Source organism: Pseudomonas kuykendallii (genome assembly GCF_900106975.1).
GTDB classification, from domain to species: domain Bacteria; phylum Pseudomonadota; class Gammaproteobacteria; order Pseudomonadales; family Pseudomonadaceae; genus Pseudomonas_O; species Pseudomonas_O kuykendallii.
On sequence record NZ_FNNU01000001.1, the window covers coordinates 546,824 to 560,295 of the forward strand.

11 protein-coding genes are annotated in these 13,472 nt (G+C 68.0%); 5 read left to right on the forward strand and 6 right to left on the reverse strand.

Translation table 11 applies throughout. The features are described 5' to 3' along the window. The first annotated feature begins 34 nt into the window (after positions 1-34). Positions 35-1,531 (forward strand): YifB family Mg chelatase-like AAA ATPase, encoded by a 1,497-nt coding sequence (locus BLV15_RS02480; RefSeq protein ID WP_090224331.1) that lies wholly within the window; start codon positions 35-37, stop codon positions 1,529-1,531. Here BLV15_RS02480 and BLV15_RS02485 read toward each other — a convergent pair. Next, positions 1,528-3,177: a putative bifunctional diguanylate cyclase/phosphodiesterase gene (locus tag BLV15_RS02485; RefSeq protein ID WP_090225179.1), complete on the reverse strand. Its 1,650-nt coding sequence runs from the start codon at positions 3,175-3,177 to the stop codon at positions 1,528-1,530. The two genes, BLV15_RS02480 and BLV15_RS02485, sit on opposite strands and share 4 nt — an antisense overlap. A 324-nt stretch (positions 3,178-3,501) precedes the next feature. Here BLV15_RS02485 and rep point away from each other — a divergent pair, with 324 nt between their 5' ends. The 3 genes from rep (at position 3,502) to BLV15_RS02500 (ending at position 6,918) form a co-directional block, all read left to right on the forward strand. Beyond that, the gene (gene rep / locus BLV15_RS02490; protein WP_090224333.1) at positions 3,502-5,511 is read left to right on the forward strand and encodes a DNA helicase Rep; all 2,010 of its coding nucleotides are present in this window, start codon (positions 3,502-3,504) and stop codon (positions 5,509-5,511) included. A 132-nt stretch (positions 5,512-5,643) separates the two neighbouring features. After that, entirely contained in the window at positions 5,644-6,177 is a 534-nt protein-coding gene (locus BLV15_RS02495) for a Dps family protein (RefSeq protein WP_090224335.1), read from the forward strand. A 177-nt stretch (positions 6,178-6,354) separates the two neighbouring features. Further along, a complete protein-coding gene (locus BLV15_RS02500) occupies positions 6,355-6,918 on the forward strand; it encodes a histidine phosphatase family protein (protein ID WP_090224337.1) in 564 nt (187 codons plus the stop codon). 69 nt (positions 6,919-6,987) lie between these two features. Here BLV15_RS02500 and BLV15_RS02505 read toward each other — a convergent pair whose 3' ends face one another. The 3 genes from BLV15_RS02505 to BLV15_RS02515 all read right to left on the reverse strand — a co-directional run bounded on the left by BLV15_RS02505 (position 6,988) and on the right by BLV15_RS02515 (position 10,004). Next, positions 6,988-7,833 (reverse strand): copper resistance protein B, encoded by an 846-nt coding sequence (locus BLV15_RS02505; protein WP_175534271.1) that lies wholly within the window; start codon positions 7,831-7,833, stop codon positions 6,988-6,990. Beyond that, positions 7,830-9,557 (reverse strand): copper resistance system multicopper oxidase, encoded by a 1,728-nt coding sequence (locus tag BLV15_RS02510; RefSeq protein WP_090224340.1) that lies wholly within the window; start codon positions 9,555-9,557, stop codon positions 7,830-7,832. The genes BLV15_RS02505 and BLV15_RS02510 overlap by 4 nt, the downstream gene beginning before the upstream one ends. A gap of 90 nt (positions 9,558-9,647) precedes the next feature. After that, the gene (locus BLV15_RS02515; RefSeq protein WP_090224342.1) at positions 9,648-10,004 is read right to left on the reverse strand and encodes a hypothetical protein; all 357 of its coding nucleotides are present in this window, start codon (positions 10,002-10,004) and stop codon (positions 9,648-9,650) included. 182 nt (positions 10,005-10,186) lie between these two features. On the opposite strand from BLV15_RS02515, the gene BLV15_RS02520 reads away from it, so the two are divergent. Next, positions 10,187-10,759, forward strand: coding sequence for a xanthine phosphoribosyltransferase (locus tag BLV15_RS02520; protein ID WP_090225181.1), 573 nt, complete (start codon positions 10,187-10,189; stop codon positions 10,757-10,759). Between the two features lie 18 nt (positions 10,760-10,777). Here BLV15_RS02520 and BLV15_RS02525 read toward each other — a convergent pair whose 3' ends face one another. After that, positions 10,778-11,299 carry a DNA-binding protein gene (locus BLV15_RS02525; protein ID WP_090224343.1) on the reverse strand — a complete coding sequence of 174 codons (522 nt, stop codon included), beginning with the start codon at positions 11,297-11,299 and terminating at the stop codon, positions 10,778-10,780. Positions 11,300-11,309: 10 nt separating this feature from the next. After that, on the reverse strand, positions 11,310-13,442 hold the full coding sequence (locus tag BLV15_RS02530; RefSeq protein WP_090224345.1) for an acetyl-CoA hydrolase/transferase C-terminal domain-containing protein: 2,133 nt from the start codon (positions 13,440-13,442) through the stop codon (positions 11,310-11,312). Between the last annotated feature and the right edge of the window lie 30 nt (positions 13,443-13,472).

Here is a 13,472-nt window from a genome sequence, read left to right on the forward strand (position 1 = left end):
GCTCGGCGAGCGGCATGTCATCAAGGAGTGATGCATGTCCCTGGCCATCGTCCACAGCCGCGCCCAGGTCGGCGTGGAAGCCCCGCCCGTCACCGTCGAGGCGCACCTGGCGAACGGCCTGCCGTCCCTGGCGCTGGTGGGCCTGCCGGAAACCGCGGTGAAGGAAAGCAAGGACCGCGTGCGCAGCGCCATCCTGAACTCGGGCTTCGACTTTCCACCCCGCAGAATCACCCTGAACCTGGCTCCGGCCGACCTGCCCAAGGACGGCGGCCGCTTCGACCTGGCCATCGCGCTGGGCATCCTCGCCGCCAGCGGACAACTGCCGGTGGAAAGCCTGGCCAACTGCGAATGTCTCGGCGAACTGGCACTTTCCGGCGCAGTACGGCCGGTGCAGGGCGTGTTGCCCGCCGCGCTGGCCGCCCGCGCGGCCGGACGCGCCCTGGTCGTGGCGAAGGCCAACGCCGAGGAAGCCAGCCTGGCGTCCGGGCTGGTGGTCTTCGCCGCCGACCATCTGCTGGAACTGGCCGCCCATTTCAGCGCGAAGACTCCGCTGGCGCCGTTCCAGGCGCAGGGTCTGCTGCGCCGCCTGCTGCCCTACCCCGACCTTGCGGACGTACAGGGGCAGATCGCCGCCAAGCGCGCGCTGCTGGTCGCCGCAGCCGGATCGCACAACCTGCTGCTCAGTGGCCCGCCGGGCACCGGCAAGACCCTGCTGGCCAGCCGTTTGCCGGGACTGCTGCCCGCGCTGGACGAGCGCGAGGCACTGGAAGTCGCCGCCATCCACTCCGTGGCCAGCCACACACCGCTGGAAGCCTGGCCGCAGCGCCCCTTTCGGCATCCGCACCATAGCGCTTCGGCACCGGCGCTGGTCGGCGGCGGCAGTCGCCCGCGCCCCGGCGAAATCACCCTGGCTCACCAGGGCGTCCTGTTTCTCGACGAACTGCCGGAGTTCGACCGCAAGGTCCTGGAAGTCCTCCGGGAGCCCCTGGAAAGTGGCGAAATCGTCATTGCCCGGGCCAACGACAAGGTGCGCTTTCCCGCACGCTTCCAGCTCGTCGCGGCGATGAATCCCTGCCCGTGCGGCTACCTCGGCGACCCCAGCGCACGTTGCCGTTGCTCCTCCGAGCAGATCCAGCGCTATCGCGGCAAGCTGTCCGGGCCGCTGCTCGACCGCATCGATCTGCACGTCGCCGTGCTGCGCGAGCCGATGGCCCTGGATACCGCCCCGCGACACGGCATGGGCAGCCACGAGGCGGCGGCCATCGTCGCCGCGGCGCGCCAGCGGCAACTGCGGCGCCAGGGCATGGCCAACGCGTTCCTCGACCTGCAGGGGCTGCGGGAGCATTGCCTGCTGAGCGCGGAGGACCGCCTCTGGCTGGAAACCGCCTGCGAGCGTCTCGGCCTGTCGTTGCGGGCGGCGCACCGGGTACTGAAGGTAGCGAGGACCCTGGCGGACCTCGAAGACGTCTCGACCCTCGACCGCGCGCACCTCGCCGAAGCCCTGCAGTACCGCGCCAGCGGCCTGGCTTAGGACGGCTGCTGCGGGTTGGCCTGGCGCGGACCGCCCGAGAGCAGCTGGACGAGATGCTGCAGCGCCAGCGGCCGGCTGATCAGGTAGCCCTGCACCTGGTCGCAGCCGAAGCGCGCCAGCAGCGCCAGTTGCTCGGCGCTTTCCACCCCCTCGGCGACCACGTCCAGACCGAGGTTGTGCGCCAGATCGATCATCGCCCGCACCAGCCGATAGCTTTCCGCCTTGTCATTCATGCCGCCGACGAAACTCTTGTCGATCTTCAGCAACGCGATCGGCAACCGGTCGAGGTGAACGAAGGAGGAAAACCCGGTACCGAAGTCATCCAGGGAGAAGCGCACGCCGAGCTTGCGCAGTGCCTGCATGGTCTGGCGCACCTGGTCGCTGCGGCGCATCACCGCCGTCTCGGTGAGCTCGAACTCCAGCCAGCGCGCGTCCACCTGGTTTTCCTCGATCAGCCGGCTCAGGGTCGGCAGCAACTGGCTGTCCTGGAACTGGCGGAACGACAGGTTGACCGCCATGTGCAGCGCCGGCAGCCCCTTCGCACGCAGGTCCTGCATGTCGCGCAGCGCGCGGGAGATCACCCAGTAGCCGAGCGGCACGATCAGGCCGCTCTCCTCGGCCAGTGGAACGAACTCGCTCGGCGCCAGCAGCCCCCGGCGCGGATGCTGCCAGCGCACCAGCGCCTCGACGCCGAGGAAGCGCCCGGATTGCAGGCACAGCCGCGGCTGGTAATGCAGCACCAGCTCGTCGCGGCGCAGCGCCCGGCGCAGCTCGCCTTCCAGCCGGGCGCGGGTACGGGCACTGTGGTTGATGCGCTCGTCGTAGAGATGGAAGGTGCAGCCCTGGGCGTTCTTGGCCTGCTGCATGGCGATGTGGGCGTGCCACATCAGCGGGTCGATCGCGCCGCCATTGGCGTGCGCCAGGCCCAGGCTGCAGCCGATCAACAGGCTTTCGCCCTCCAGCCAGTAAGGCTCTTCCAGGGCCTCGACGACCCGCGCGGCGAGCCGCTCGGCGCGGCGGAAGTCGTTGGAGGTATCGATCAGCAGGGCGAATTCGTCGCTACCCAGGCGTGCCAGGCGATCGCTCTCGCCGAGCTGGTCCTTCATCCGCGCGACCACTTGCAGGATCAGCCTGTCGCCGGCCTCGTAACCGAGGCTGTCGTTGACCGCGCGAAAGTTGTCCAGGTCCAGGTGCCCGAGGGCGAAGCCACGGCCCTCCTGCTCGGCCATGCGCGCACTCAGCAGCGCCTGGAAACCCTGGCGGTTGGCGATGCCAGTGAGCGGGTCCAGCTCGCCGAAACGGCGACGCAGGCTGCGCTCGGCGACATAACGCAGGCAGCGGCGCAGCGTCGCCGGACTGGTGTCGTCGTACACCAGCCAGTCGCTGACGCTGGGCGGCACGCTTTCCGGTTCCGCCTCCAGCAGCATCACGATGGGCACCGTGCTGGCGCCGGCCGCAGGCAACTGGTCCGGCGTGCAGAGCAGCAGGCAGTCGTCGTCGAGCAGTTCCGCCACGCCTTCCCAAGACGGCGCGCTGACCAGTTGCGGCGCATTGTCGAGGGTCGTCAGCCGGTCGCGCAGCAGCCCGACCCAGGACGGATCGTCGCCAAGAAGAATCAAACGCGAGGGTTGCACTAGCGCGGGCACGCGACCTCCCCAGGCCATGACAGTGTTCGCCGGAGCCTCCCTCACCACTACGACGGTGGCCAGGCTGCGGATCGCGGCCTCGCATCACCGCGCGAGGGGCTCAACCCGTGCTGCCTGGCACTGTTCGGGAGTCGTTTTTCTGGCGGTCTTCCCTGACCCGGCCGGGCGCGAAATCGTCGACGGCCATTTGACAATTCACCCGTAGCCTACTGGAGCAGGCGAAATAACCAAGCCGTGGCACGCTGCCATCAGCGCAACGGCGCGAGCCAGCGGCCCAGTGCCTGCTAGAATGCCGCCCCTTCTCCTGAGCGAAACGCGACGACCATGTCCCGACTCAATCCCCGGCAGCAGGAAGCCGTGAACTACGTCGGCGGCCCACTCCTGGTGCTCGCCGGCGCCGGCTCCGGCAAGACCAGCGTGATCACCCGCAAGATCGCCTACCTGATCCAGAAATGCGGCATCCAGGCCCGCCACATCGTCGCCATGACCTTCACCAACAAAGCGGCGCGCGAGATGAAGGAGCGCGTCGGCACGCTGCTGCGCGGCAGCGAGGGCAAGGGGCTGACGGTCTCGACCTTCCACAATCTGGGCATGAACATCATCCGCAAGGAGTACGCGCACCTGGGCTACAAGCCGGGCTTCTCGATCTTCGACGATGGCGACATCAAGGCGCTGCTCACCGACATCATGCAGAAGGAATACGCCGGCGATGACGGCGCCGACGAGATCAAGAACCTCATCGACAGCTGGAAGAACGAGCTGATCCTGCCCGACGAGGCCCTGGCCAACGCGCGCAACCCCAAGGAACAGACCGCCGCCATCGTTTACCTGCACTACCAGCGCACGCTCAAGGCGTACAACGCGGTGGACTTCAACGACCTGATCCTGCTGCCGGTGAAGCTGTTCCAGGAGCACAAGGACATCCTGGAAAAGTGGCAGAACCGCATCCGCTACCTGCTGGTGGACGAGTACCAGGACACCAACTCCAGCCAGTACCTGCTGGTGAAGCTGCTGGTGGGCATGCGCAACCAGATCACCGTGGTCGGCGACGATGACCAGTCAATCTACGCCTGGCGCGGCGCGCGCCCGGAAAACCTGATGCTGCTGAAAGAGGATTACCCGTCGCTGAAGGTGGTGATGCTGGAGCAGAACTACCGCTCCACCAGCCGCATCCTCAAGTGCGCCAACACCCTGATCGCCAACAACCCCCATGCCTTCGAGAAACAGCTGTGGAGCGAGATGGGCATGGGCGACGAGATCCGCGTGATCCGCACCCGCAACGAAGACGCCGAGTGCGAGCGCGTGGCCCTGGAAATCCTCACCGAGCACCTGCGCACCGAGCGCCCGTACAGCGATTTCGCCATCCTCTACCGCGGCAACTACCAGGCCAAACTGATGGAGCTGAAGCTGCAGCACCACCAGATTCCCTATCGCCTGTCCGGCGGCACCAGCTTTTTCGCCCGCCAGGAGGTGAAGGACCTGATGAGTTACTTCCGCCTGCTGGTCAATCCGGACGACGACAACGCCTTCCTCCGGGTGATCAACGTGCCGCGCCGCGAGATCGGCTCGACCACCCTGGAAAAGCTCGGCAACTACGCCACCGAACGCAAGATCAGCATGTACGCCGCCAGCGACGAGATCGGCCTCGGCGAACACCTCGACAGCCGCTACACCGAGCGTCTCTCGCGCTTCAAACGCTACATGGACAAGCTCCGCCAGCAGTGCTCGCAGGACGATCCCATCGCCGCGCTGCGCAGCATGGTGATGGACATCGACTACGAGCAGTGGCTGCGCCAGAACGCCTCCAGCGACAAGGTTGCCGAGGCGCGCATGGGCAACGTCTGGTTCCTCGTCGATGCGCTGAAGAACACGCTGGAGAAGGATGAAGACGGCGAGATGACCATCGAGGAGGCCATCGGCAAGCTGGTCCTGCGCGACATGCTCGAGCGCCAGCAGGAAGAGGAAGAAGGCGCCGAGGGCGTGCAGATGATGACGATCCACGCGTCCAAGGGGCTGGAGTTTCCTTCGGTGTACATCCTCGGCGTGGAGGAGGAAATCCTTCCGCACCGCTCCAGCATCGAAGCCGACACCATCGAGGAAGAGCGCCGCCTGGCGTACGTCGGCATCACCCGCGCCAAGCGCAACCTGACCATGACCTTCGCCGCCAAGCGCAAGCAGTACGGCGAGATCATCGAGTGCTCGCCGAGCCGGTTCCTCGACGAATTGCCGCCCGAGGACCTGATCTGGGAAGGCCAGGAAGACGCGCCGGTGGAAGTGAAGGCCGCGCGGGGCAACGACGCCCTGGCGGCGATGCGCTCGATGCTCAAGCGCTAACGGTCCATAGATAACGCTGCTTGGCGCCATCGACAAAAGTGATGAGTAACCACAGCGCGGGTGTGGTCTAGTTGAACCCAAGGTTTCAACGCCGCCACCGCGCGGAGATCGTTATTTTTCGAGGAGAGCACCATGGCCACTGCAAGCGCCAAGCAGGAACTGAAAACCGTCAACAGCGTCCGCGACGAGGCCGCGAAAGGCCCGGACGCCGGCATCGGCAACGCCGTCGAGATCGGCAAGGCCCTCACCGTGCTGGTGTCCGACATGTTCGCGCTGTACCTCAAGACCAAGAACTTCCACTGGCACGTCAGCGGGCCGCACTTCCGCGAGTACCACCTGCTGCTGGACGACCAGGCCGCGCAGATCTTCGCCATCATCGATCCGATCGCCGAACGTGCACGCAAGATCGGCCAGCCGACCCTGCGCTCGGTGGAGCAGGTGGTCGCCAGCAAGCGCCTGCAGAGCAGCGAAGTGGAGAACCTCAGCGCCGAGCAGATGCTCAGCGAGCTGCACGCCGACAACCAGGCCCTGGCCGCCTACATGCGCAGCACCCACACGCTGACCAGCGACGCCAACGACGTGGCCACCACCAGCCTGCTGGAAGAGTGGATCGACCAGGCCGAAGAGCGCGCCTGGTTCCTCGGCGAAACCCTGCGCAACCGCTGATTCCGGCTCGCGCCACGAACGAACGCCCCGCCTTTTCGGCGGGGCTTTTTTTTGCGCCGGAACGCCGTTCCGCCTGGCGATCACCGCCGGTCGCGCAACTTTCGCCCTGCGCCGGGCATCGAACCCGGACAGGCGCGCCATCCCGAGCGCCGACCACGCAGAGGGACCTCGCCCATCATGCAGATCACCCTGGTGCGCCACGGTCGCCCGAACTACTCCGGCGCCGAACGCTGTACGCCCCGCGAAATGAAGACCTGGATCGAAGGCTACAACCGCGCGCCGGTGGTGTGCTCCGAAGTGCCGCAATCGCTGATCGACCAGGCGAAACGCACCGAGGTGTTCGCCTGCAGCTCGATCTCGCGCTGCGTGGAATCGCGCACCCGCATCGCCGGCGGATGCACCGACGAGGTCGACGAGGTGTTCGCCGAAGCGCACCTGCCCTACCCCGACTGGAACGGGCCGAAGCTGCCGGTGAAGGTCTGGCGGATACTGTTCCGCGGCGCCTGGTTCCTCGGTTTCTCCCGGCACACCGAATCGATCCGGGTGTCGCGCAAGCGCGCCCGCAAAGCCGCCGACCGTCTCATCGAACTGGCCAGGATCCACGGCAGCGTGATGCTCGTCGGCCACGGCATCATGAACGTGCTGATCTCCGCCGAGCTGCGCAAGCGCGGCTGGTCCGGCCCGCTCAACCTGATCCTCAAGGATTACTGGCAGCCCTGCACGTACCGCAAGGCACGCTGAGCGCGGCTGCGGAGACCCCGGCGACGCCCGATTTCCCGAGGCGCACGACCGGGGTTCAGCCCTTTTCCGTCAGAACCAGAAGCGCAGGCCGGCGACCAGGCGCGAGTCGCTGCGCGCCTCGTCCCGATCCTCCCCGAGCGACGCGGTTTCGCCGAAGCGGCGGGTCCACTCGAGGCCGACATAGGGCGCGAACTGCGGCGTGACCTCGTAGCGCAGGCGCAAGCCGAAACGACCCTCGGCGAGGCCGCTGCCGATCGCCCTGGCGCGGTCGTCCCTGCCGTAGGCGTCCAGCTCCAGTTGCGGCGCCAACACCAGCTTCTGGCTCAGTTGCAGCTCGCGCTCGACCTCCAGCCGCGCCGCACTGCGGCCGTTCGGCCCCAGGTAGGCGCTGGCCTGCACCTCGAACCACCAGGGCGTGGTGCCGGCGATGCCGAAGGCCAGCCATTGCCGGTCGGGATCGCTGCCGAAGTCCTGGCGTACACCCAGGCGGCTGTCCCAGAAGGCCGCGACGGCATGCGACCAGAGCAGCTCCGCGCGCCCTTCGCTCTCGCCGCCGACACGCTCACCCTCGCTCTGCAGCCAGAGCTTGTCGGTATCGCCGCCCCACCAGGCGTCCGCGTCCCAGGCCAGGCCGTGGTCATCGCGCCCGTCCCGGTACTCGAGCCGCTCGAACAGCACCTGATGGGCCAGCGACTCGCCGTGGCGGTGCTGGTCATGACTGGCCGGCATCGGCATCGGCGGCGCCTGCTCTTCGCGCGGCAGGATGCGGTTGGCGTCTCCCGCGTCGCCCGTCGGCGCCGGCATGCCGTGGTCCATCATCCCCATGCCATGCATGTCGTGCGTCATGCCGGACATTTCCTCGGCCTGCAGCGCCGGAGCGAGCGCCAGCGCGGCGATCATCAGTAAACGCCTCATGCGACCACCACCTTGCGGAACATGCCCGCTTCCATGTGATACAGCAGGTGGCAATGGAACGCCCATTCGCCGGGCGCATCGGCGCTGACCAGCAGCGCTACCTGCTTGCCCGGCTGGACGTTGACGGTGTGCTTGCGCAGCAGCACGCCGCTCGCCTCGTTCTCCACCTCGAAGAACATCCCGTGCAGGTGGATCGGGTGATTCATCATGGTGTCGTTGATCAGCCGCAGGCGCAGGCGCTCGCCGTAACGCAGGGGGATCGGCTCGGCCTCGTTGTACTTCAGCCCGTCGAAGCCCCAGACGAAACGCTGCATGTTGCCGGTCAGGCGCAGCACCAGATCGCGCGCCGGCGGTCGAGGATCGAGTCCACCGCCCAGGCTGCTCAGGTCGGCGTAGGTCAGCACGCGACGGCCGTTGCCGCGCAGCCGCGGGCCGGGATCGTCCAGCGCGTCGGACGGATTGGCGACGCGCATGTCGACCTGCGCCGAGGTCGGCAAGGGCGCGCTGGCGGGCATGGCGGCGTGATCCATCCCGGCCATCGATCCATGATCCATCCCCGCCATTGCCATGTGTTCCATGCCGGCCATGGTTCCCTCGCCGTGGCCCATGTCGCGCATGTCCAGCCAGACCGGCGGATCGAGGCGCGGCACCGCCGCCTGCATGCCGGCCACCGGCGCCAGGGTCGCGCGGGCGTAGCCGCTGCGGTCCATGGACTGGCAGAAGATGCTGTAGGCCTGCGCGTCCGGCATGCGCACCAGCACGTCGTAGGTCTCACCGGGGGCGATGCGGAACTCGTCCACCGTCACCTCGGCGACCGCCTGGCCGTCGGTGGCGACCACCGTCAGCGGCAGGCCGGGAATCCGCACGTCGAAGTAGGTCGAGGTGCCGGCGTTGATGAAGCGCAGGCGCACCCGCTCGCCGGGTTCGGCGATGGCCGTCCAGTTGGCTGCCGGCGTGGCGCCGTTGACCAGGTAGGTGTAGGTAGCGCCGGACACGTCCTGCAGGTCGGTGGGGCTCATGCGCATGCGGTTCCACATCGCGCGCCTGTCCCAGGCGGCGGCCAGCCCGAGGTTTTCGACGTCGCGGGCGAACTGCGCCACGCTGGGCTTGGCGCGGGCGAAGTATTCGCTGTCCGCCTTCAGCCGGCCGAAGATGCGCATCGGGTCCTCGTCGGTCCAGTCGCTGAGCATCAGCGTGTAGTCGCGCTCCACCGCCAGCGGCTCGCCGTGTTCGGGCTCGACCAGCAGCGCGCCGTACAGCCCGGTCTGCTCCTGAAAGCCGCTGTGGCCGTGATACCAGTAGGTGCCGGCCTGCAGCACACGGAAGCGGTAGGTGAAGGTTTCCCCCGGCGCGATGCCGGCGAAGCTGATGCCGGGCACGCCGTCCATGTCGGCCGGCAGGAGGATGCCGTGCCAGTGGATCGAACTGGGTACGGCGAGGCGGTTGGTCACCCGCAGGCTGACCTCCTCGCCCTGGCGCCAGCGCAGGGTCGGCGCCGGCAGCGAGCCGTTCACCGTGGTGGCGAGCGCCGCGCGGCCGGTGTAGTTGACCGCCTGCTCGGCGATCTCCAGTTCGAAGCGATTACCCGAGAGTTGCCGCGGCGAAGGCGCGACGGCCTGCGCCAGTGCGCCCTGCGGCCAGCCGCCGGCGAGCGCCAGTGCGCCACCGGCGCCCAGCCCCTGGACGAAACGGCGCCGCGAAAGCGCCGGAAAGGATGCGTTCATCTGTGAAATCCTGATCGGGCGGAACAGGCGCGGTCGCGCAAGGACGACGGCGGCTGTCCGCGAAAGTCGAAAGAGAAGGAAGACGCGCGATCAGGCGAGGGAGCGCGGCGGGCGCCGCAAGGGGTCGGGAACGATGCTTCGGTAACGCTCGGGATCACCGAGCAGGGGCGCGGCGTGTACGGGCGCGGCGCCGGGCTCCATCAGGCTGGAGGCCAACGGCAGGGCGACGCAGGCCAGGCAACAGAGACCGAGGTCGTGGTCCATGCTGGCGGACGAGCTGTCGCAGGAGGCAGCCATCGCGGCATGCGCCGAGGCCGTCATCAGGCCGCCGTCATGGCTGGTCATCGGCATCTGCGTGCAGTCGATCATCGCCGACGCCGCCATCCCCCGCCCCGCCGTGGTGGCGAGCAGCAGCAACATGAGCAGGATGTGCAACGGACGATTCATCGGGGCGATCCGCGTGGGCGTGGTCGGATTCTAACCGAGCCAAAGGCGAAGAACAGCGGCGCGACACGCCTGCTTGACCCATTGCAAGGTTTCCGCCCGGCGGCCGGTGGAATTGACGGGCATACCGAGCCGTTTTGCGGGAGAATGCGCGGCTTTCCTTGGGGTCGCAGGGGGCCGCGTTCGTGGAACTGTTGAAAGAGAAAATTCGCACCGAAGGCATCGTGCTGTCGGAGCAGGTGCTGAAGGTCGACGCCTTCCTCAACCACCAGATCGATCCGCGGCTGATGCAGCAGATCGGCCACGCCTTCGCCGAGCGTTTCCGCGATCAGGGCATCACCAAGATCGTCACCATCGAGGCCTCGGGCATCGCGCCAGCGGTGATGGCCGGCCTGGAGCTCGGCGTGCCGGTGATCTTCGCACGCAAGTACCAGTCGCTGACCCTGCGGGAGAACCTGTACATCTCGAAGGTGTTCTCCTTCACCAAGCAGACCGAAAGCACCATCGCCATCTCCGCCAAGCACCTGCACGCCAATGACCACGTGCTGGTGATCGACGACTTCCTCGCCAACGGCCACGCCGCCAAGGCCCTGCTCGACCTGATCGGCCAGGCCGGCGCCAGCGTCGCCGGGCTCGGCATCGTCATCGAGAAGTCCTTCCAGGAAGGCCGCAGCCTGCTGGAGAACGAGGGCTACCGCGTCGAGTCCCTGGCCCGGGTGAAATCGCTGAAAGACGGCAAGGTCACCTTCGTCGACTGACCGGCGCCGACGGCCGACTCAGTGCGGCGGTCGCCACAGCCCCACCAGCCGGCCCTGACTGCCGGCCACCGGATCGGTCAGTGGCGGTGCGACGCGGGCTATGCGCGCGCGGTGGGCGTCATGGGTCGCCGCGTCGGGGCGCTGCAGGTCGAAGTCGCACTCCGGTGGATAGGCGCCGACCACCAGGAAATCCTCGCTGGCCTGCAGTCGGCAATGCCCGGTGCCGGCCGGCAGCACCAGCGCGTCGCCGGCGCGCACCTCCACCTCGGTTCCCGACTCGCCGCCCAGCAGCAGGCGCGCCCAGCCGCTCGCCACACCCAGCGCCTCGTGGGTGTCGGCGTGGTAATGCTGATAGTCGAACACGCTCGCGCGCCAGCGCGGCGGCCACAGGTGACTGGCGAACAGCCCCTCGAAGCGCTCGGCCAGCGCGTCCTGACCGAGCGGCAACCGACGGTAGATGAGCACCGGCAACGGGCTGTTCGGCGTGCGTCCGTCGCTGGCGAAATGCAGGGTCTCCGGTCTCGGCGCGGTGCTTGGCATCGCTCGGTCCTCAGTGTTGGGCGGTGGCCTTGAGGCCGGCCAGCACCAGTTTCTGGTAAAGCTGCTCGCGCAGGCCCTCGGGTTTTTCCAGCCCCATGCGCTCAAGGTGCGCGGCATAGGCGGCCGGCTCCGGCAGGTCGAACAGCGTGGCCATGCCCAGTTCGAGGATCTCGCTGAGCTTGAGCTTGCTCTTCAGCCAGCGCAGCGCGCGCAGCAGTGCCTGCTCCTCGGCCGTGAAATCGCAGCCCAGCGGGTATTCGGCGAACAGCCGCGGATGCTGCGACTGCACGTCGAGCAGTCGCCAGGGCGTGTTCTGCCGGTGGACCCAGTCCAGCTGGAAGTCCGCCGACAGCTTGCCGGCCTTCTGCGCCTGCTCGATCAGCGCGTCCTGGAACCGCGAGTCGGCGATGCGCAGCAGTGCCTTGATCACCTCCTCGTCGTTCTTGCCGCGCAGGTCGGCGATGCCGTACTCGGTGACGACGATGTCGCGCAGGTGGCGCGGAATGGTCGTGTGGCCGTACTGCCAGACGATGTTCGAACTGGCCTCGCCGCCCGACTCGCGCCAGGCGCGCAGCATCAGGATCGAGCGCGCGCCCTCCAGCTCGTGGGCCTGGGCGAAGAAGTCGTACTGCCCGCCAACGCCGCTGAGCACGCGGCCGTCCTCCAGCTGGTCGGCCACGCCGGCGCCGAGCAGGGTCACGGTGAAGGCGCTGTTGATGAAGCGCGCATCGCGGCGCTGCAGGCGCTTGAGCTCCTCGTCGCCATACAGGCGGTTGATGAAGCCGATGCCGGTCATGCCGACCCGCTGGCGCTGCGCGTGGCTCATCTGCCGAAGGCGTTCGTAGAAGGCCTGCGGGCCAAGGAAGAAGCCACCGTGCACCAGCACGCCGGCAGCCTGCCCGAGGTATTCGCTCAGCGCCTGCTCGCTGGCGCGGTCGTTGAGATCGGCGCTGACCAGCCGCCCGTCCGGCAGGCGCACGCCGTCCCGCTCCAGACGGACCTCGCCGTCGAGCAGGCCGTGACGTTGCAACCAGAGCAGGCTGCGCGGCGTGATCCGCGCCGGTAGCCCGGCGGCGACCAGCGTACCCAGGCTGCGCGGCCTGCCGTGGGCATCCAGCGCGCCGAGGTTGGCCATCCGTTGCAGGCGCGCGTCGGCGTACACGGGGCGGCGCACCACGCCGGCCTCCATCAGCGCCAGCATCCCGAGCACGAACATCTCGCTGCAGCCATAGAGCCCTTCGGCGAACGGCGCCAGGCCACCCTCGCGCTCGATCAGTTCGCCCCAGCCCTGCGGCACGCGAAGCTCCTCGAGCACCGCCCGGTAGCCGGCGTTGTCGGCCTGGCGCGCCAGCAGCGCCGCACTCAGCGCATCGCCCATGGCGCCGATGCCGATCTGCAAGGTGCCGCCGTCGCGCACCAGCGTGCTGGCGTGCAGGCCGATGGCATGGTCCTGCAGGCTGACCGGCATGTTCGGCGTGGAGAACAGCGTGTCACGCTCGAGCGGCTCGATCAGCAGGTCGAACTCGTCCTCGGGCAACTCGGCGTCGCCGGGCATGTACGGCAGGTCGGCATGCACCTGGGCGACGCTGAGCAGGGTTTCGCCGGCCTCGCGGCGCCGCTTGAGCAGCGGCATCAGGTCGAGGGTGATGTCCGGGTTGCAGGACAGGCTCAGGCAATCCGGATCGTCGCGGCGGCGGGCCACCAATTGCGCCACCAGGTTGATGCCCTTGCGGTCGAGATCGCGCGCGACCTGGCTGTAGTTCAGACTGATGTAGCCGCGCTGCGCCTGCGGGCTGTCCAGCAGGCTGCCGGGCTGCAGGTAGAACTCCTCGATGTGGATGTTCGCCGGCAGCTCGCCGCGTTGCAGGTCCAGGCGATAGTCGAGCTCGGGATAATCGCCGAACACCCGTTCGACGAACGGCCCGAGCAGCCGCTGCTCGAGTTCGCTGTGGGCCTGCGGGCGGCCCAGCGACAATGCGGTGTAGATCGTCAGCTCGCGCTGCGGCGTTTGCTTGATGCGCTGGTAGAGCGCATTGGCGAATCGATTCGGCTTGCCCAGCCCCAGTGGCAGGCCCAGGCGAATGTGACCCTCGATGCGTGCCAGCACGGCATCGACGGCCTGTTCCAGCGTGCAGGAAGGCACCGGCGGACTCCTTGGCGAATGCGTCGGAGT